Here is a 19,917-nt window from a genome sequence, read left to right as displayed (position 1 = left end):
CCGCTACGCGGGGCCCGCGCCCGGAGGCACCGGCGTGCCCCGGTCCACGGAGAAGCGCGGCGGCACCACCACCGTGGCGAACACCAGCCCCAGCACCAGTTGGAGCGCCACCAGCAGCACGTCGAACAGCCGCGCGTCCTCCGCGCCCGCGGCGCCCCCGCCGAGCAGCGCGACGAGGACCTTCGTGCCGATGAAGCCCGGCGCCAGTTGCAGCAACCCCGGCAGGATGACCGTCATGGGCATCCGGTCCCCCTTGCGCCCGTAGAGCAGCCCCGCGACGCCCAGCACGAACGCGGCCACCAGCGGACTGCCCCGGTCCCCCAGGAGCGCCTTCGCGCCCGTCTGCGTCCCCCAGGCGAGCAGCACCCCGGCGACAATCCACGCCACGTCGCGAGGCCGTCCCGACATGCACACCGACAGCGCCACGCCTCCCACCGCCATCAGGAGGAACGTCAGGAGCGGCGGCAGGGCGGGCCCCGCCGCGTGCGGCGGCAGCGGCCAGAAGAAGCTCCAGAGCGTCCCCGCCGCGGCCATGCCCACGCCCATCATCAGGAAGCGCAACAGGCCGTACGTCAGCCGGGGCAGGCCCGCCTCCACCGACTCCATGGCCAGCTCCAGCGAGCCCAGCGTCACCACCATCGCGGGCACCAGCAGCACGATGCCGCCGAACAGCGCCCGCACGGCGTTGAAGGGCGGCAGCACGAACGTGAGCCCGAACGCCACCAGCGTCCCCAGGAACGCGGCGAGGAAGCTCTTCTGCAGGTCCACCCGCTGCGAGTGCAGCGTGCCGAAGTGGATGCCCCCCGCGACGAAGCCCACGACGAAGGCCGCCAGCATCTCCCACCCCGCCCCGCCCACCCGCGCCGCCACCGCGGCGCCGTAGACGCCGTACGCCACGAACACGAGCCACACGGGATAGGGCGCGCGCCGGGCCAGGATGCGGTCCAGCTCCGCGCGGGACTCGGGCACCCCCCCGCGCCCTTCGGCGATGGCGTCCGCCAGCCGCAGGAGCGCCGCGGCCCGGACCAGGTTCCAGTGCGGGCTGAAGGGCAGCCTCGCGAAGGCCACGCGCGGGCGCCGCGGTGACGCCACCTGCGTCATCGCCAGGCTCTGGAGCGTAAAGACCTCCACGTCCAGCCCCCACGCCTTCGCCGCCCGGCGCACGCGCTCCTCCACCAGCAACGACGGCTGGTAGGCCAGGTGCAGCGCCTTCGCCAGGTCCAGCAGGAAGGCCGAGGCCGCCTCCTCGTCCACCGCGCCTTCGTGCCGCGGCGGCGTCATGGCGCGTCCGCCTTCGGGGCTTCCTCCACGCTGCCCTTGCCGCTGGTGCCTCGCGTGTCCTTGAACGAGAAGCTGGCGCCCACCAGCAGCGTGGCCTGGAAGTAGCGGACGTCCTGGGTCCGCAGGGAGGAGGACAGGCCCAGTTGCTGGAGCGACTCCGAGAAGCGGCCGGTCTGCTTGCCGCCCCACGCCAGGTCGCCGCCCAGCGTGAAGCGCGAGCGGCCCAGCACGAAGTGGATGCCCGAGGCGACGTGGTACAGGTCCCAGCCGCTCAGCAGCGCGTTCGTCCCGGGCGTCTGGTCCAGCGCGCTGAAGTCCGTGTGCCCGCTCAGGTACACCCGCACCCGGTCCCCCAGCGCCTGCTCCACGCCCAGCGCCCCGTTGAGCAGCGCCTTGAGCGCGAAGGCGTAGTCCCCGTCGATGGGCTCGGTGGTGCCGCGCGGCACGATGGGCTCCGCGTCCACCAGGGTGACGGTCGCGACGCGCGCGTAGCCCTCCAGGGACGCGTACACCGCGGTCGACGCGCCGAAGCTCCGGCTGACGCCGAGCGCCGCGGACCAGGAGTTGCGGAAGTGCGCCGGCAGGTCCTCCTGATAGTTGAACACGGGGGCGGGCGCGTTCGTGTCCAGCCCCTGGGACTGCACGGCGCGCTCGTACCCCACCGAGCCCCGGCCCCAGAGCGCCACGCTCGGCGTCGTCACCGCGAGCCCCACGGCCCAGGGGCCGCGCTGGTAGCTGGCGCCCACCTTCAACAACACCCGGACGTGGTCGAACTCCAGGTCGCGGCCCAGGGTCGCCAGCAGCTGCTGGCCGGCGGCGCCGGAGCCCTGCGCCAGCGTCTGGAAGCTCAGCTCGTGATGCCGGGACGCGATGAACGGCGTCAGGCCCAGGCCCAGGTGCTCCGTGACGGGGTAGGCCCAGGAGAGGCCCGTCCAGAACTCGCTCACGTTCTGGTCCAGGCGCACGTTCGTGGACAGCAGGTCCAGGCCCTGCACGCCGGCCAGGTCCGTGCCCAGCCGCGTGCCGCGCGACTGCAGGCTGTAGGCGAAGCCCTGGCGCGTGAGCAGCGAGTAGGCCATCCGGGACTTCCCCAGGAACCCGAAGCGCAGCGAGCCGGCGATGAGCGACGGCAGCACGTCCACGTTGGAGTCGGACAGGCCCCTGCCCTGGCCCTGCCCGTCCTTCACGTTCACGTGCGTGTACTCATAGACGCTGCCGGTGAGCTCCAGCTCCGGCGCGTCCAGGAGCGCGAGCGCGCCGGGGTTGTAATAGACGGCGCTGATGTCGTTCGGGTTGCCCACGAAGGCGCCGCCCAGCAGCCACGCCCGGTTGCCGAACTGCCGCGTGGTGTAGTGCGCGTCCTGCGCCAGCGCCGTCACGGAGAGGAGCAGGCCCAGCGCCGCGCCCAGCACCGTGGCGCCCGGGGCCCTGGAATGGATTGGCATCATGGCGTCAGTGCACCTGTGGCGAGGAGACGGGCGCGCCGCCTTCGGCGGTCCGCGCGTCGCCTCGCGATTCGAGGTAGGCGCGAACGGCCGCGCCCACGGTGGGAAAGAGCAGCTCCTCGCCGATGCGCGCTGTCAGCCCGGAGCGCTTGAGCATCCGGCGCATCGGCGCGCGCGCCTGGGCCACGGCGAAGACGATGCCTTCGTCCGTGAGCTCGTGGCGCACCTTCTCCAGGCTCTCCGCGGCGGTGATGTCCAGGTCGAACACGGAGGACGCGTCCAGCACGAACCAGCGCACCGGGTGGCGCGAGTCCGCCACCAGCCGGCGCACCTGTTCGCGCAGGAAGCGGGCGTTGGCGAAGAAGAGGGGCGCGTCGAAGCGGTAGACGACGAGGCCCGGGATCGTCTCCGCGTCCGCGTGGCCCTCCACGTCGTGCCAGCCGGGCATGCCCTCGCGCTCGCCCAGCACGGCGTCGTGCGGGTGCGCCGCGCGGCGGATGAGGTCCACCAGCGACAGCGCCACCGCGATGAGGATGCCCTGGAGGATGCCCAGGAAGAGCACGCCCAGCATCGTCACCACCGCGAGCACCGCCTCCACCGGCCGCACGCGCCACAGCCGCAGGAGCGGCTTCACCTCCAGCAGGTACACCGCCGCGACGATGACGATGGCCCCCAGCGTCACCAGGGGCAGCTTCGCCAAAAGCGGCGTGAGGAACAGCGAGAACACCAGCACCACCCCGGCCGCGCCCACGCCGACGAGCTGCGTGCGCCCCTTCATGGACGCGTTGACCGCCGTGCGCGAGTCGCTGCCCGACACCGGGAAGCCCTGCGTGAGGCCGGTGAGCAGGTTGGCCGCCGCCTGGCCGAAGAACTCCTGCTGCGTGTCCAGCCGGTAGCCGAAGCGGTCCGCGTAGATGCGGCCCGTGAGCACGGAGCTGGCGTAGCTCACCAGCGCGAGGCTGAAGGCCGCGGGCAGCAGCGCGCGCACGTCCTCGAAGCGCAAGGAGGGCAGGCCGAACGCGGGCGCCGCCGCGGCGATGGGCCCCACCACCTTCACGCCGCCGTGCTCCAGTTGGAACGCCCAGGTCGCCGCCGTGGTGAGCACCACCATCACCAGCGGCGCGGGCCAGCGCGGCAGGAAGCGGCGCATGGCCACCAGCGCCGCGACGATGCCCAGCCCCAGGAGCAGCGTGGGCACGTGCGTGCGGCCCACGTTCGCCGCGACCTCCTGCAACTGCCCCGCGAACTGGTTCGACCCGCGCTCCAGCCCGAACATCCGGGCCAGTTGGCTGCCGATGATGATGAGCGCCGCGCCGTTGATGTAGCCGATGAGGATGGGCCGCGACAGGAAGTCCGCCAGCGCCCCCGCCCGGAACAGCCCGCCCAGCAGGCTCACGCCCCCCACCATCAACGCGAGCAGCGCCGCCAGGGACGCCAGCCGCTCCGGTCCGCCGCCCGCCACCACCGGGCCCAGCGCCGTCGCGGTGAGGATGGCCGCGCCCGCCTCCGGCCCCAGCAGCAGGTGACGCGACGGACCGAACAGCGCGTAGGCCAGCATCGCGAAGACGCCCGCGTACAGCCCCGCCGCGGGGCGCACGCCGACAATCTGCGCGTAGGCCAGCCCCTGGGGGATGAGCATCGCGCCCACGGTGAGCGCGGCCAGGACGTCCGCGCGCAGCCACCGCCGCTCATAGGTGCGTGCCTGCTCGATGCCCGGAAGGAAGCGACCCAGGACCTGAGCGGCCTTGGCCGCGGTGCGCTTCATGGCCCTTCCCCCCCGTGTGCCTGGCCTCCCGGACGCAAGGAAGGGTGGAGGCCCACGGGCGCCGCCGCATCACCCACCGGGGTGCGTTGCGCGCATCGGCTTCACGACAGGAAGCGGCCTATGTGCCCGCGGAGGCCCGCCTGCCCGACGGCAGGGACGGCCCGCCGCCGCGCTCGGACGCCTGGTGGCGCTGGTTCCAGAGCAGGTACGGCACCAGGGCCAGGGTGCGAATCAGGAGGTACAGCCCCATGACGCCCAGCAGGCTCTTCATGGGGTAGATGCTGCTGCCCAGGCAGAAGGCGAAGGCGGGGTTGCCGAAGACGGCGGAGATGGCCAGCGCCGTGCGGTCCCCGGGCCGGGGCCGGCCGGCCACGTGGCCCAGGGCCGCGGCCCCCAGCGTCACCACCACCATCGCGACGAACGCCCAGAAGTGGAGGCGCTTCAGCAGCGGGAGGCTGACCACGACCAGCGTCAGCGCGGCCACGGCCAGGGCGACGTTGAAGTAGAGCTTCACCGGCTTGCGCAGCCGGTGCGCCCAGGCGGGGGCCACCTTCTGGAAGCCGATGCCCAGGGCGAAGGGCACGAGGAACGGGAGGATGACCCTGCCCAGGAGCGTGCTGTACGGCGGCGCCTGGATGGCGAAGGGGAACAGCCGCTCCAGCAGGTTCAGGGACAGCGGCATCAGCACGATGGCGACGAGCGACAGCGTGATGGACAGCGCCAGGGCCAGCGACAGGTTGCCCTTCTGATGGGACACGACGTTGAGCGCCATGGGCAGCCCCGGGCAGAACGCCATCACCGCGATGACGCCCGCGGCGACGGGCGGCACGGGCAGCACCTTCACCACGATGAGGGACAGCAGGGGCACGCCCACGAGGCACACCCCCAGGCCTCGCGCGAACGCGGGCTGCCGCACGCCCTGGCCCAGGTCCGCCAGGCGCCACGACAGCCCCTGCGACAACCCGAGCGCGATGATGAAGGTCGAGATCATCAGCTCGATGAAGGCATGCAAGACGTCCATCACCGGCCCTCCTGCGGGAAGACGCGCTTCCAGTCCCGGCGCATGCTGACCACGGTCCAGCCGCCCTCGCGCGCGGCCTTCAGGGACGCGTCGTTCTTCTCCTGGTAGGCGAACTCGCGCTCCGCGTCGTCGTGGTCGATGAGCAACGCGAAGCCGGGGCGCGGCTGCTCCTTCGTGTACTGGAGCATCGGGATGTCACCACCCGAGCGGACGTTGCCCGCCGCGAACACGGGCCGCCGCCCGATGTGCTGCTCGATTCCCACCGGCTTGCCGGCCTTGTCGTTGAGGTGGTCCAGGCGGGCCTCGCGCCGCAGCACCGGGTGGCCGTTGTTCTCGTCGTACTTCTCCTTGAGGCTGCTGCCGATGACCTGCTGGGGCGGGATGCCGTAGGTGTCCTCGGAGACGACCCGCATGAAGTCGGCGCCGCCGCCCGAGGAGATCCACGTCTGGAAGCCGTTGGCGCGCAGGTACTGGAGCAGCTCCAGCATGGGCACGTACGCGAGCTGCGTGTACGGCACGCCCAGCGTCGGGTGGCGCGCCGTCTGGAAGAAGGCCTGGGCCTCGCGGGCGAACGCGTCCTGCGTCTTGCCCGCGTGGGTGGCGGCGAACAGCTCCATCAACTGGGGCTCGTCCATGGCGGACAGCAGGGCCAGGTCGCCTTCCAGCACGGCCTTGAAGGGCTGCCGCTTCGCGAGCGACGCGTCCTCCTTCACGCGGGCCTTGACCTGGTCCAGCAGGAAGGCGCCCTGCGCGACGGGCTGCTCCTGCCAGAGCGTGCCGTCGTTGTCGAAGGTGGCGATGCGCTCCTCCGGGGGGACGTAGCCGGGGCCGCCCTCGGTGGTGGCGCGGGTGACGAAGTCGATGATGGACTGCTTCACCGGGCCTTCATTCCAGGACGGCAGCGGATCCGCCGCCAGCGCCTGGAGGGGGATGGCGACCAGCAGCGCCAGCGCCCACGGCAGGCAGGCCGTGCCCTTCCACGTGCGTCGCATCAAGCTCGCCTCCTGTCCCGGTGCAATCCCAGACATGAGGGTGGGAACGCCGGGGCCCCGCCACAACGCGGCGTGGGGGCTTCAGGAGGAGGGCCCGCTGAGCCCGGCCGTCAGGGAGCAGGCGGCGTCTGGAGAAGAGGGGGAAACGGCGCAGCACAGGCCCCCCATGAGTCCGAGCAGCAGGCAACGCGTCCGGACTCCCGCCATCAAGTCCTCCCCCTGCCTGTGCCGCGCCCGGGGATGAAGCTGGTGAGGAAGTGGAGCCGGTCGCCACGGAACGCGGGTCGCACGGGGATGTCCGCTGACGAGGTGAGGTGCCTGCCTTCAGACGAGCTCGCGGCGGCGCAGGGCGCGCCACTCCGCGGCGGCGAGGACGACGAGCACGAGCACCAGCAGCAGGAACGAGCCACGCCAGTGCCTGCCTGGGATGCCGCCCAGGTTGACGCCCAGCAGTCCGGTGATGAAGGACAGGGGCAGGAAGACGCCGGAGATGATGGTGAGCATGTAGAGGATGCGCTGGCTGCGGGCGTCCTGCCGGGCCTTGATGTCCTCGTGGAGGATGCGGGCGCGCTCCACCAGGGCGTCCATCTCCTTGAGGGCGCCGCCGGCGCGCTCGGCCATCTGGCGCAGCTCCCGCTGCTGGGCGTGCACCCACTCCACGGTGAGCAGGCTGACGCGCAGGATGGCGTCGCGGACCAGGGAGAGGAAGCGGCGCTGCTCCACGAGGGTGCGGCGCAGTCGGCGCAGGTCCCCCGGCACATCGGCGGTGTCGTCGCGGCGCGCCTCGAAGCGGGTCTCCAGGCCGGACAGCGTGTCGTCCAGCTCGCTGGTGCGCAGCGCGGCCGTGGAGATGGCGGTGGTGGCGAAGGCGAGGAAGAGGTCCGTGCCACGGGGTCCCCGGCCATGGGCGAGCTGCTCCCGGACGGCCACGATGGCGTGCTGGGACGTGGGCGCCACGGTGACGCAGCGGTCCGCCGTCATCCAGGCGCGCAACTGGCGCGGGGACGACGCGTCGGGAGGCGTCGAGTCCGGGTGCAGCAGGAGCAGGACGAGCTCGTTCTCGTTGAGCACGTCGATGCGCACGCGGCCCGTGTCGGCCAGGAGCGGTTCACGCACCTGGGGAGGCAGGCGGAAGACGGCCTCCAGCACGCGCGGCAGGTCCGGCAGGTCCGGAGGCAGGTGGACCCAGAGCATGCCATCCGAAGCCCGCCAGCTCCGCGTCTCCTCCAGGGTGAGCGGGCGTGCACCGCCGCGGCCATCCAGGAGCAGCGCGAAGGCGTTCTCGAACCCGTCCATGGAAGGAAGGTGGCGAGGGAGTGGACAGGGACCAAGGTCCCGGGCAGCGCATCAGCCTGGCGCCCGCTCACCCCGGGTCGAAGACGGCTCAACCCTCACGCGCGGCGCCACCGGGACGACAGCACCGTCAGCGCCACGAGCGCGCTGCCTGCTCCCGCGAGCGCCAGCAGGGGCCGTCTCAACCGCGCGCCCAGGGCCTCCAGCGCTCCGGCGGTGATGTCCCGGCTCGTGCGCCGCACCAGGTCCTGGTGGCGGGGCTCCTGCCGCCAGCGGAGCTGTTCCTGCGTGAGCGCGCTCCCCGCCCCCCGGACGGTGGCCGCCGCGGTGCGCTCGGCGAGCGCCGCCAGGGACGCGCCCAGCGCTTCCCGGGAGGCCATCGGGTTCGTCACCAGCTCCTCGTGGAGGCCCGCAGCCAGCCCCCGCACCAACCCCTGCCCCGCCTGCTCCACCAGCCCCAACAGCCACGCGGAGTCCTCTCGCAGCATGGACTCGACGCCCGACACCAGCCCCCGGCCCACCTTCGACGCCACCTCCTCCCCCAATGGCACCACGCCGCGCGCGTCCTCCAGGATGGCCGGCAGGGAGTCATGCAACTGCTCCGTGGCCGCCTTCACCACGCCCCGGGCCATCGCCTGGGCGCGCTCGCCTGGCGTGCGGATCTCATCCGTGCGGGAATGGGCGAACGCCACCACCTCGTCGAAGAGCTGGTTGAGCCTCACCATGAAGCCGTGGAGCGGCAGGCCCCCGTCATTCCACTCCTTCTCCAGCGCCTTCAGCGCCCCCTCCATGGCCGCGCCCGCCAGCACCTCGGTCGCGTCCGCCGACGCTCCCGGTTCGCGCCCGGCGGCCTCGTGCGCCATGCGGCCCAGCACCGTGAGCGAGTCCTGGAGCAGGGTGTGCAACTGATGGTCGCCGTCGGGGACCTCCTCGCGGAGCCCGTCGGCGGTGCCGCGCACCACGCCGGTCGCGATCTCGGCCGCCACCATGCGCTGCAGTGACAACGTCAGGTTGCGCAGCGCCTCGACAGGTCCCGTGCGGCCCGTGATTCCCATCAAGACACCCGTCCTTCCACAGGGGGTTCCCCTGGAGGATGGGAACCGCCGCGCACCCGGGCAATGACATCCAGACACGCCCTCCGCACGCCACGCCGCTCCCTTCCGGTTGTCCACCGCCCGCCGCGTCCCCATCCCTACGCGCAACCCCAGACACCGGAGCGTGCCCCCATGGCGACGAAGCCCGTGAAGAAGAAGCAGCCCAACATCCTGGTCATCTTCGGAGACGACATCGGCTACTGGAACCTCAGCGCCTACAACCTGGGCGTCATGGGCTACCGCACGCCGAACATCGACCGGCTGGCCAGGGAGGGCGCGCTCTTCACTGACTACTACGCCCAGCAGAGCTGCACCGCCGGCCGCGCGGCCTTCATCACCGGGCAGTGCCCCTTCCGCACGGGCCTCACCAAGGTCGGCATGCCGGGCGCGAAGGTGGGGCTCCAACCCGAGGACCCGACCCTCGCGGACCTGCTCAAGCCCCTGGGCTACCGCACCGGCCAGTTCGGCAAGAACCACCTCGGTGACCGCGACGAGTTCCTGCCCACCGTGCACGGCTTCGACGAGTTCTTCGGCAACCTCTACCACCTCAACGCCGAGGAGGAGCCGGAGAACGTGGACTACCCCAAGGACCCCGCGTTCCGGCAGCGCTTCGGTCCGCGCGGCGTGCTCAAGAGCAAGGCGGACGGCCGGGGCGGCCAGACGGTGGAGGACACCGGCCCGCTGACAAAGAAGCGCATGGAGACCGTGGACGAGGAGTTCCTCGCCGCGACCCTGGACTTCATCGACCGCACGCAGCAGGAGCAGAAGCCCTTCTTCATCTGGTTCAACACCACTCGCATGCACATCCACACGCACCTGCGGAAGGAGTCCCAGGGCAAGACGGGCTTCGGCCTCTTCCCGGACGGCATGGTGGAGCACGACGGGCACGTGGGGCGGCTGCTGGACAAGCTGGACCAACTGGGCATCTCGGATGACACCATCGTCATCTACAGCACGGACAACGGCGCGATGACGAGCATGTGGCCGGACGGCGGCATGACGCCCTTCCGCGGCGAGAAGGACACCAACTGGGAGGGCGCGTTCCGGGCCCCGTGCCTCGTGCGCTGGCCCGGCGTCGTGAAGCCCGGCACGCAGATCAACGAGCTGTTCTCCTCCGAGGACTGGCTGCCCACGCTGCTCTCCGCCGCGGGCGAGCCGGACATCGTGCGGAAGCTGCTCGACGGCCATGACGCGGGCGACAAGCACTTCAAGGTCCACCTGGACGGCTATGACCAGACGGCGCTGCTGTCCGGCCAGTCCCCGGAGTCCCGGCGCGAGGAGTTCTTCTACTTCGGCGACGACGGCGAGCTGGTCGCCATGCGCTACAGGCGCTTCAAGCTCGTCTTCGAGGAGCAGAACGCCAGGGGCATCGAGGTGTGGGCGCAGCCCTTCACCAGCCGCCGCGTCCCGCTCATCTTCGACCTGCGCGCGGATCCGCTGGAGCGCTCCATGGACTCCGTCGGCTACTTCTCCTGGATGGTGGACCGCACCTTCGTCCTGGTGCCCGCGCAGGCCCTGGTGGGCCGGTTCCTGGCCTCCTTCCAGGAGTTCCCGTCGCGCCAGCACCCGGCCAGCTTCTCCATCGACCAGGTGATGGCGAAGATGGAGAACGGCGCCGCCCCCGTCCACTGAGGGCGGTGTCGCCCATCCATCGTCGCGAGGAAACACGCCTTGTGCGTGCCGGGAGCATGAGGCATCCAGGGGCCTCTTCCCGGAACCTCGCGACATGACCGTCTCCCCTCCCCCGGACGTGCAGGACGCGGCCCCTCGCGGCAGGCGCTGGCGCCGCGCCGCCCTGTGGGCCGCGGTGGCGGTGGCGGTGCTGGAGGTCGCCCTCAACGTCGCGCTCAACACGGGCGTCACCCAGGCCATCATGGGCCGCGCGACGGACCGCACGCGGTTGACGTGGGAGCGCGCGTGGTGGCTGTGGCCCGTGGGCCGGCTGCACCTGAAGGGCTTCACCCTCACCCAGCAGGACGCGAACGTCTGGTGGAAGGTGGAGGTGGACGCGCTGGAGGCGGGCATGTCGCTCACGGGCCTGTTGCGCAAGCGCGTGGACGTGGACGGCATCGACGGGCACGGCGCCCGCTTCCACCTGGAGCCGTCCGGCGCGCCCGAGGAGCCGTCCAGCCCGAGCAGCAAGCCCTGGGTCATCCACCTCCGGGACGTCACGCTGCACCAGGTGCGCGAGCTGGACTTCAGCCGCGTGCGCTTCGAGGGGGCCCTGGACGTCACCGGCACGCTGAACCTCCAGTCCCGCGAGCGGCTCCAGGTGGACCTGCCGTCGGTGCGCGTGGCCGAGGGCTTCATCGCGGTGGACGGCAAGCGCGTGGCGCGGCTGGAGTCACTCGACTCGCGCGCCCGGCTCGACGCGCCCTTCCAGGCCGACAAGGGCTACGACCTGTCCCAGGCCCTGGGCGGCCAGGTGAAGACGCGCATCGACGTGCTGCCCCTGGATTGGATCAACGACCTGCTGGGCGAAAGCGCCCCCGTGTCCCTTCACGGCGGCGCGGGGCGGGTGGACCTGGACGTGCGCATGGAGCGCAACACGCTGGAGCCAGGCAGCCAGCTCAAGGCCTCCGGTGAGGCGCTGGACCTGAGGGCCGGCCCCATGCGCGCCCGGGCGCCGTGGAGCCTCCAGGCGGCCATGGCCCCGGAGCCGAAGGGGCCGCCGTCAGGCTCGCTGCGGCTGGCCTTCGCGCCCGTGCACGTGACGGGCCCCAAGGGCCACGACCTGGAGGTGCCGGAGGTCGCCCTCACCGTGCAGGCCCGGCGGCGGGAAGGTCAGTCCGGCCTGGACCTGGCCCCCGAGCTGCGCGTGGCGAAGAGCAAGCCCCTGGACCTGCGCGTGCTCAACCCGTGGCTGGGCCAGACGCTCGAAATCGACTCCGGCCACGTGACGGTGCGCAGCGAGGAGCCCTCCCAGGGCGCGAAGGCGCGCAACACCCTGGAGCTGCGCATGGACACGGACCTCGTCTCCGGACGCATGGGGCCCAACAAGGTCCTCCTGCGCGCGGAGGTGGAGGTGGACGCGCGGAACCTGTCCTGGGACATGACGGAGCTGGGCCTGAGCGGGACGACGCTGCGGCTGAGGGACGTGTCCTCCAACGGCAACGTGCCCATCCGCGCCTGGAGCGGGACCTTCACCCTGCCGCGCGCCAGCCTCTCCCTGTCCCCCACCGTGCTGAGGGCGCGCTTCGCGAGCCAGCTCACGGACACGCAGCCCATCGTCGCGCTCATCACGTCCTCCAGGAAGCTGCCCGGCTTCCTCACGTCCCTGCTCAACATCCCCAAGGTGGAGGTGACGGGGGAGGTGCAGATCGACGAGCGCGGGCTCCAACTGCGCGAGCTGAAGGCGAAGGGCGAGGGCTTCTCGCTGCAAGGCCACCTGGACCTCGTGCAGGGAAACATCACGGGCGCCCTGCTGGCGTCGCTGGGCGCGGTGACGGGCGGCATCGAGCTGCGGCCCGGCAAGCACGACCTGCACCTGCTGAACGCGACGGAGTGGTTCAAGGGGCAGCCCGCGCCGCCGTTCCGTTGAGCGGCGCTCCTACTGGAGGGTGTGGCCCAGGAAGGCCGCCGGCCTCGCGTAGGCCGCCACCGCGGCCAGCAGCACGTCCAGGTCCACCGGCTTCTCCAGGAAGGCGTCCACGCCCAGGGCGTTCATCGCCCGGGCGCCCGCGTCCTGCGAGTACAGGACGATGACCGGGATGGAGGCGAGCGCCGGGTCCTCCAACTGTCTCAGCCGGAACGACCAAGCGTTCATCCCCGGCATCATCAGGTCCAGCAGGATGAGCGCCGGGCGCAGCCCCTGGTCCAGCAGGCGCAGCGCCTCGAAGCCGTTGCGCGCCAGCGCCACCTCGTACCTGTCCAGCTCCAGCGCTTCCTTGTAGGCCCGGAGCAGGTCCAGGTCGTCGTCCACCACCAGGATGCAGTTCCACCAGGGCATGCGTCGCACACTCCCGAAGAGTCCCGTCCCTCCAGGGTGTCAACGCGCGGAAGGAGCCACCTCGTCCTCGGGTGGGGGGGGAGGTGTTTTGCCTGCCTTCGGGCGCGCAACCGTGCGACAAGGCAGGCCGCTGCGACACCCTTCGGAGGACGGCATGGCGGAGATGACCTACCGGACGGCGCTGGTGACTGGCGCCTCGAGCGGCCTGGGACGTGGACTGGCCCTGTGGCTGGCGAAGCACGGCGTGCGCGTCTTCGCGACCGGCCGGCGGCTGACGCACCTGCAGGCCCTGTCCGCGGAGGCCCAGGCCGCGGGCGCCGCGGTGGAGCCCGTCGTCATGGACGTCAGCGCGTCCGAGGCCTCCCAGGAGCGCATCCGCGCCATCGACGCGGAGTGCGGCGGGCTGGACCTGGTGGTGGCCAACGCCGGCATCGGCGGCCCCACGCACGGCAAGCGCATGGACTGGGAGCGCGCCCGCTCCATCATCGACACCAACGTCACCGGCGCCGCCGCCACGCTGTGCGCGGTGCTGCCGCAGATGGTGGAGCGCCGCCGGGGCCACATCGTCGGCGTGTCCAGCCTGGCGGGCATGCGGGGGCTCGCGGGCCATGCGGCCTACTCGGCGTCCAAGGCGTTCCTCGCCACCTTCCTGGAGAGCCTGCGCGTGGACCTGAAGGGCACCGGCGTCCAGGTGACGTGCGTCTACCCGGGCTTCGTGAAGAGCGAGCTCACCGCGAAGAACACCTTCCCCATGCCCTTCCTCATGGAGACCGAGGACGCCGTGGCGCGCATGGGCCGCGCCATCTTCGCGGGCGCCGCGGAGGTGAGCTTCCCCTGGCAGTTGTCCACGCCCATGCGCGTCCTGAAGGTGATGCCCAACCCGCTGTTCGACGCCACCGCGCGCCGGTTGAAGTGAGAGAGGAGGCCCGCCCTTGAAGACGCCCCTGTCCTTCGCGCAGCGCTTCGCGAAGCTCGCCGACGAGCGCTCCCCCTTCTGCCTGGGCCTGGACCCGTCCCGCGACGTGCTCGCCCGCTGGAACCTGCCGGACACCGCGCAGGGCCTGTCCGACTTCTGCGACCGGCTGGCCGACGCGGCCGGCGACACGCTCGCGGTGGTGAAGCCCCAGAGCGCCTTCTTCGAGCGCCACGGCCCCCAGGGGCTCGTCGTGCTCCAGCGCGTGCTCCAGCGCTTCCGCGCCGCGGGCACCCTCACGCTGCTGGACGTGAAGCGCGGCGACATCGGGTCCACCATGGACGCCTACGCGGAGTCGCTGTTCGGAAGGGGCAGCGCGTACGACGTGGACGCCGCCACCTTCACCGCGTACCTGGGCCTGGGCGCGCTCGCGAAGACGGTGGAGCGCGCGAGGGCCCACGGGGCCTGCGCCTTCGTCGTCGTGCGCTCGTCCAACCCGGAGGGCGTGCCCGTGCAGAACGCCGTGGGGAGCGACGGCCGCACCGTGGCCCAGGCGGTGGCGGACGGCCTGCGCGAGCTGAACGAGAAGGCCGGCCCCGGCGTGCTGCCCGCGGGCGCGGTGATGGGCGCCACCCTGCCCCCGGCCGACCGCGACGTGGTGGAGCGGCTGGGCGGCGCGCTGCTGCTCACGCCCGGCATCGGCTCGCAGGGCGCGGGCTTCAACGACCTGCCCAGGCTCTTCTCCGGCCGCGAGCGGCAGGTGCTGCCCACCGCCGCGCGCTCCGTGCTGGAGGCCGGTCCGGACGTGGCCGCGCTGAGGAAGGCCCTGGAAGCACATCAGGCGCCCTCGCGTGCGTTCCGCGAAGGCGCCTGAAGGGGCACTGCGTCTTGAGATGCGGCGCGCGGGCTACTGCGCGCCCATCATGAACTGGTCCACGCCGACCTGGTTCTTGTCGGGCACGGCCTCCTTCGGCTCGGTGCCCTTCTTGAAGAACATCAGCTCCGCGCCCTTGGCCCCGGGGCTGGACACCTTGCCCGTCTTCTTGTCGATGTAGAGCCGCGCAAGCTGCATGGACTGCCAGGGGTAGAACTCCGGCTGCGGCCGGCCCTCCAGCGCGCGCTTCATGTAGTTGAGCCAGATGGGCAGCGCCGCGCGGCCACCCGTCTCGTAGCGGCCCAGCGGGTGCGGGTTCAGGTCGTAGCCCACCCACGCCACCGTCACCAGGTCCTTGGTGTAGGCCGCGAACCACGCGTCGAAGGAGTCGTTCGTCGTGCCCGTCTTGCCCGCCGCCGGCTTGCCCAGCCTCTGCGCGGGACCGCCGGTGCCCTGGAGCACCACGCCGCGCAAGAGGTGCGTGAGGATGAAGCCCGTCTCCGGGCTCATCACCTGCTCGCCCGGCTCGAAGAGGCGCGCGTAGCCCGCGGCCACGCGGTCCTGCAGCGGGGCCCACGCGTCGTCGAACGCCGTGTGGTCCTCCAGCGTGCGGCCGAAGCGGTCCTCCACCTTGCGGATGAAGTACGTGGGCTTCTTGCGGCCGTAGCGGTTGAAGGTCGCGTACGCGCTGGCCAGGTCGAACGGGTACACGCAGGACGAGCCCAGCGCCGCGGAGAAGTCCATGTTCATGGGCGTCGTCAGCCCCAGCTTCTTGGACCACTCCGCCATGTTGTGCACGCCCACCGCGCCGAACGTCTTCACCGCGGGGATGTTCATGGAGTTCACCAGCGCCGTGCGCAACAGCACGTCACCCACGAACTCCTCGCTGTAGTTGGCCGGCTTCCACGACACCTTGTTGTCCGGGTCGTGCTCCACGATGGGCGAGTCCACGATGACGGTGGCCTCCGTCCACTCCAACTGCTCCAGCGCCGCCGAGTACACGAACGGCTTGAAGGACGAGCCCGGCTGGCGGCACGCCTGGAACGCGCGGTTGAACTCGTTGTCGTCGAAGTCGTAGCCGCCCACCATGGCGGTGAGGTACTGGCGATGCGGGTCGATGGAGACCAGCGCGCTCTGCGCCTCCGGCGTCTGCTCCAGCCGGAAGAGCTTCACGCCCTCCTCGGGGATGGCCTCCGCGAGCTTCTTGTCCCACTGCTCCTTGTCGTCCGTGAGCTCCTTCTTCACCACGTGGCGCAGCACCACCACGTCGCCCACCGCCACGGCCTTCTTGACGGAGGTGATCATGCTCGCCGGGTAGTAGCTCTCCGGGTTCACCTTGCGCGCCCAGCGCATGCCCAGCAGCGGCAGCCGGCCCTGGTGCGGCCCCACCTGCACGTCCGCGCCCTTGCCGTCGTCGTCGATGCGCGTGACGACGCCCACGTAGAGGCGGTTCTCGACGAGCTCCTCCTTGCCCATGGCCTTCTTCGCCTTGTCGAGGAACGCCTTGCGCTCGCCCTCCGTGGCCAACTGCATCACCGGGCCGCGCCAGCCCTGGCGCTTGTCCACGGACATCAGGCCGTCCAGCACGGAGTCCTGCGCCGCGCGCTGGCGCTCGCTGTCCATGGTGGTGAAGACCTTGAGGCCCTCCTTGAGCAGCACGGGGTTGCCGTAGCGGTCCACCACGTCCTTGCGCACCTGCTCCACGAAGTACGGGGCGAACTCGTGGAAGACGTCCTCCACCGGGTACACCTTCACCGGCTCCGCGTTGGCCTGGTCATGCTCGGCCTTGGAAATCATGCCCTCCGTCAGCATGCGGCCCAGCACGTACGAGCGGCGCTTCTTCGCGGCCTCCGGACGCAGGAAGGGCGAGTAGCGGCTGGGCGCCTGGGGCAGGCCCGCGATGAGCGTCATCTCCCCCAGCGTCAGGTCGCGCACGTCCTTGCGGTAGTAGTTCTCCGCCGCGCTCTGCACGCCGTAGCTGTGGTGCCCCAGGAAGACGTTGTTCAGGTAGAGGTACAGAATCTCTTCCTTCGTCAGCGCCTGCTCCAGCCGGAAGGCGAGGATGGCCTCGCGGATCTTCCGCTTGGGCGTCTTCGCGGTGGCCTCCTTGTAGCCCTCCGCGGAGATGAGGACCGCCTTCGCGGTCTGCTGCGTGAGCGTGGAGCCGCCCTGCACGCCGCCGGCGCGCAGGCCCAGCTTCGTCATCACCGTCTTGGAGACGGCGCGCGTGGTGCCCAGCACGTCCACGCCGAAGTGGTCGAAGAAGCTGGAGTCCTCGCTGGCGATGAACGCCTGCACGAGCCGCTTGGGGATGCGCTCGTAGGGCACCACCTTGCGCCGCTCGTTGTAGAACTCGCCCGCGAGCACCGCGTCGTCGGTGTAGACCTCCGTGACGATGGGCGGCCAGTACTCGTCCACCTTCGGGATGGCGGGCAGCCCGTCGGAGAAGACGTAGTAGGCGCCCACGACGGCGAGCACGCCCGCGGTGGCGCCCATGAGGCCCAGCACGGCCACGAGCTTCATCAAGCGCACGAGGATGTTGCGCTTGGGCGGAACGCCGTCGAGCACCAGCTTGGAGCGGCTGCGGTCAATCTTCGGGTCGGACATGCGTGTTCTGTCGAGTCCTGGGCTCAAGGCTTAGAGGAGCGCCGCCCGCTTCAGCACGTCCTTCAATTCGGGTGGCATGGGGGTCTCCACGACGACCTTCCTGTCATCCTCGGGGTGCGGAAATTCGATGCGCTCGGCGTGCAGGAACAGACGTTTGAGCCCCCAGCGCGCCCGCACGTCGCGGTTGAAGGCGAAGTCTCCGTACTTCTTGTCACCCGCCACCGGGTGGCCCACGGCGACCAGGTGCCTTCTTATCTGATGCGTGCGCCCGGTCTCGATGGTGCAGGAGAGGAGGGCTGCCTCGCTCGACTGGCGCACGACCTTCCAGCGGGTGACGGCCTCCTGCATGTTCACTCCCCGACGGGCCTTGGACTCGGCCGTCTGCTGGTGCTCGGCGAGCGGCAGGTCGATGACGCCGGAATCCTTCGGCATCTTCCCCTTCACCAGGGTCAGGTAGCGCTTCTTCGGGTGGCCGTGGGTGAAGATTTCCGTGAAATGCACCATCGCCGGGCGGCGCTTGGCCACCAGGATGACGCCGGAGGTCTCCCGGTCCAGGCGGTGGGCGGGGGAGGCGGTGAAGTCGTTGCGGGTGGCCTTGGGGCCCAGGTAGGCGCGCACGTAGTCCACCAGGGTGCCCCCGGTGATGCCGCTGCCGGTATGGACGGCCATTCCGCTGGGCTTGTCCACGGCCATGAGCCAGTCGTCTTCCATCAGGATGACCAGCCGGGAGGGGTCCACCGGTGGCGGCGGGGGGGGCGGACGGTCCGATTTCGGACGCTCCGCGAGGGTGAGTTGCTCTTCGGTGCCGCGGATGGTGAGCACGTCTCCTTCGACAAGCAACTGCTCCGGCTGCGCGCGCTTGCCATTCACCCGCACCTTCTTGGTGCGGATCATCTTGAAGAGGTGGCTGACGGGGACGTTGGGCATCCGCTTGCGCAGGTGCTTGTCCAGCCGCATCCCGACGGTGTCGGCTTCGATTCGGTACTCGATCATTTGTGCTGGCGCCTGGACCAGAGCACACGAATAATTCGGGGTCCATGCCGAAAGCCCCAACTATCGAGAAGCTGCTCCAGAACGGTTCCGCCGAATGGAACAAGCTGCGCAAGTCCGGCCAGGCGCCCACCGGCCAGACGGGCGCCACGTTCACGCAGTTGTTCTCCGCCAACGCCGACCTCTCCGGACTGGAGCTGGTGGGCTCCGAGTGGGAGCGCTGTGACCTGTCGAAGATGAACTTCCGGGACACGGACCTCACCAACGCCTACTTCCACGGGGGCCGCCTCCAGGACTGCGACTTCCGGGGCGCCAACCTGGAAGGCTGTGTCTTCGAGAAGCTCAAGCTCCTGCGCTGTGACTTCACGGGCGCCAAGGGTCTGGACGACCTGGAGATGGACGACGTGGACATGGACCGCGTGACGGGCCTGGACGGCGAGGAGGCCCCGCCGCCGCCGCCCCCGCCGGTGCAGGGCATCACGGCGTTCACCCGCGAGCAGCGTGAGAAGATGCTCGGCCAGTCGCACGCGGGCGGCGCGATGGACGGCGCGACCTCCGCGCACCCGGACGAGCTGCCCCCGTTCCGGCCGCAGGACCCGCCGGGCTCGCTCTTCTTCCGGGCGCTCAAGCGCGTGGGCGCGCCCCCGCTCTGGGTGCTGGACGTGCCGGGCCTGCGTCCGCTCCTGCCGCAGCGGCTGCCGCCGGGCAGCTCCCTGGAGACGCTCTACCGCGAGGCGGTGAAGACGCGGCTGGAGAACAAGAAGCCCGCGGCGGACCCCGGCGCGGTGGAGCGCGCGCAGAAGGCGCTGCGCATGGGCGGCAAGGAGGCCAACGTCGCGGCGGTGTACCTGCGCGAGGTGGGCGTGCTGCCCCTGTTCCGCTTCGCCGCGGCGAAGCAGCTCAAGGCGGAGCTGCGCACCGAGGTGGAGGTGGACGACCTCACGGGCTCCGTGGACCCGCGCACCACGGGGGCGCTCCTGGAGCTGCGCCTGACGCACGAGGTGGTGGAGCACCTGCACGAGGTGCGCCGCCGGCTGGCCGCCGCGCAGCTCTACACGTCCCTGCTGGAGGCGGGCTTCAACCCGGAGAACAACTGGGACGAGGCGCTGGAGTCGGCGGACGCGTCGCTGGAGCTGGCGAACGCGGCCACGGGCGAGGACCGGCAGGCGCTGCTGGAGGGCTTCCAGGTGTTCGCGGCCCTGCCGGAGGAGGCGCGGCTGCGCCGCCTGGCGTACCTGGCGGAGTCCGTGTCGAACCTGGAGCTGCTCAGCCGGCTGCCGGAGGGCATGGAGCCGCAGTGGCTGTCCGGCCCGGAGGTGCGCGAGTGCCACGAGCGCGAGATGACCTACGTGCAGTCGCTCAAGGCGCAGGACATCCCGGCCAAGGTGCCGGCGCTGGCCAAGGCGGAGCTGGGCGTGCCCGAGGGCGAGGTGCCCGAGGAGAGCGACGACGACCTGTTCGTGCACGTGCGGTGCGACGTGTGCGGCAAGGAGAAGCTCATCGTCCAGTCGCCGGAGGCCTGAGGCCTTCCGTCCCGCGGGTGACGTGACGACACGGCCCGGCCGGAGCGCCCCCAGGCGCATCCCGCCGGGCCTTGTCATGTCCTCCGCCGCCTGTGCGCTGGAAGCCGTTTCTCCCTCCTTCCAGGAGGAGGATTTCATCCGGCGCCTCGCCGCCTACCTTCAAGACGCGC

At 71.2% G+C, this 19,917-nt stretch carries 15 protein-coding genes; 5 read left to right on the top strand and 10 right to left on the bottom strand.

Annotated elements, in window-relative coordinates; translation table 11 throughout:
- Positions 1-3 precede the first annotated feature (3 nt).
- The 7 genes from K8556_RS07125 to K8556_RS07095 form a co-directional block, all read right to left on the bottom strand.
- Complete coding sequence (locus tag K8556_RS07125; RefSeq protein WP_223739250.1) at positions 4-1,281, bottom strand: threonine/serine exporter ThrE family protein; 1,278 nt, start codon at positions 1,279-1,281, stop codon at positions 4-6.
- Positions 1,278-2,729, bottom strand: a complete 1,452-nt coding sequence (locus tag K8556_RS07120; RefSeq protein WP_223739249.1) for a hypothetical protein — start codon at positions 2,727-2,729, stop codon at positions 1,278-1,280. Before K8556_RS07120 ends, K8556_RS07125 begins: the two co-directional genes overlap by 4 nt.
- Positions 2,730-2,733: 4 nt before the next feature.
- Positions 2,734-4,491: a SulP family inorganic anion transporter gene (locus tag K8556_RS07115; RefSeq protein WP_223739248.1), complete on the bottom strand. Its 1,758-nt coding sequence runs from the start codon at positions 4,489-4,491 to the stop codon at positions 2,734-2,736.
- A gap of 118 nt (positions 4,492-4,609) precedes the next feature.
- Positions 4,610-5,512, bottom strand: a complete 903-nt coding sequence (locus K8556_RS07110) for a bile acid:sodium symporter (protein WP_223739247.1) — start codon at positions 5,510-5,512, stop codon at positions 4,610-4,612.
- Positions 5,512-6,504 (bottom strand): HAD family phosphatase, encoded by a 993-nt coding sequence (locus tag K8556_RS07105; protein WP_223739246.1) that lies wholly within the window; start codon positions 6,502-6,504, stop codon positions 5,512-5,514. Before K8556_RS07105 ends, K8556_RS07110 begins: the two co-directional genes overlap by 1 nt.
- Positions 6,505-6,828: 324 nt before the next feature.
- The gene (locus K8556_RS07100) at positions 6,829-7,800 is read right to left on the bottom strand and encodes a CorA family divalent cation transporter (RefSeq protein WP_223739245.1); all 972 of its coding nucleotides are present in this window, start codon (positions 7,798-7,800) and stop codon (positions 6,829-6,831) included.
- Between the two features lie 95 nt (positions 7,801-7,895).
- Positions 7,896-8,852: a hypothetical protein gene (locus K8556_RS07095; protein ID WP_223739244.1), complete on the bottom strand. Its 957-nt coding sequence runs from the start codon at positions 8,850-8,852 to the stop codon at positions 7,896-7,898.
- Positions 8,853-9,023: 171 nt separating this feature from the next.
- Here K8556_RS07095 and K8556_RS07090 point away from each other — a divergent pair, with 171 nt between their 5' ends.
- Both K8556_RS07090 and K8556_RS07085 read left to right on the top strand, forming a co-directional pair.
- The gene (locus K8556_RS07090) at positions 9,024-10,523 is read left to right on the top strand and encodes an arylsulfatase (RefSeq protein ID WP_223739243.1); all 1,500 of its coding nucleotides are present in this window, start codon (positions 9,024-9,026) and stop codon (positions 10,521-10,523) included.
- Positions 10,524-10,617: 94 nt separating this feature from the next.
- Positions 10,618-12,432 carry a hypothetical protein gene (locus tag K8556_RS07085; RefSeq protein ID WP_223739242.1) on the top strand — a complete coding sequence of 605 codons (1,815 nt, stop codon included), beginning with the start codon at positions 10,618-10,620 and terminating at the stop codon, positions 12,430-12,432.
- 9 nt (positions 12,433-12,441) lie between these two features.
- Here the strand turns inward: K8556_RS07085 and K8556_RS07080 are convergent, their stop codons facing one another.
- Positions 12,442-12,840 (bottom strand): PleD family two-component system response regulator, encoded by a 399-nt coding sequence (locus tag K8556_RS07080; RefSeq protein ID WP_223739241.1) that lies wholly within the window; start codon positions 12,838-12,840, stop codon positions 12,442-12,444.
- A 154-nt stretch (positions 12,841-12,994) separates the two neighbouring features.
- Here K8556_RS07080 and K8556_RS07075 point away from each other — a divergent pair, with 154 nt between their 5' ends.
- Positions 12,995-13,756, top strand: coding sequence for an SDR family NAD(P)-dependent oxidoreductase (locus K8556_RS07075; protein WP_223739240.1), 762 nt, complete (start codon positions 12,995-12,997; stop codon positions 13,754-13,756).
- A gap of 16 nt (positions 13,757-13,772) precedes the next feature.
- Positions 13,773-14,627 (top strand): orotidine-5'-phosphate decarboxylase, encoded by an 855-nt coding sequence (gene pyrF / locus K8556_RS07070; protein WP_223739239.1) that lies wholly within the window; start codon positions 13,773-13,775, stop codon positions 14,625-14,627.
- 33 nt (positions 14,628-14,660) lie between these two features.
- Here pyrF and K8556_RS07065 read toward each other — a convergent pair whose 3' ends face one another.
- The gene (locus K8556_RS07065) at positions 14,661-17,234 is read right to left on the bottom strand and encodes a penicillin-binding protein 1A (protein ID WP_223739238.1); all 2,574 of its coding nucleotides are present in this window, start codon (positions 17,232-17,234) and stop codon (positions 14,661-14,663) included.
- 30 nt (positions 17,235-17,264) lie between these two features.
- On the bottom strand, positions 17,265-18,227 hold the full coding sequence (locus K8556_RS07060; RefSeq protein WP_223739237.1) for an RluA family pseudouridine synthase: 963 nt from the start codon (positions 18,225-18,227) through the stop codon (positions 17,265-17,267).
- 44 nt (positions 18,228-18,271) lie between these two features.
- On the opposite strand from K8556_RS07060, the gene K8556_RS07055 reads away from it, so the two are divergent.
- On the top strand, positions 18,272-19,747 hold the full coding sequence (locus tag K8556_RS07055; RefSeq protein WP_223739236.1) for a pentapeptide repeat-containing protein: 1,476 nt from the start codon (positions 18,272-18,274) through the stop codon (positions 19,745-19,747).
- Positions 19,748-19,917: the final 170 nt, after the last annotated feature.

The sequence above is a fragment of the Corallococcus sp. AS-1-12 genome, assembly GCF_020036995.1.
In the GTDB taxonomy this organism is placed as follows: domain Bacteria; phylum Myxococcota; class Myxococcia; order Myxococcales; family Myxococcaceae; genus Corallococcus.
The sequence above is the reverse complement of the archived record's forward strand: the minus strand, read 5'-3'. Positions and strand labels throughout refer to the sequence as shown.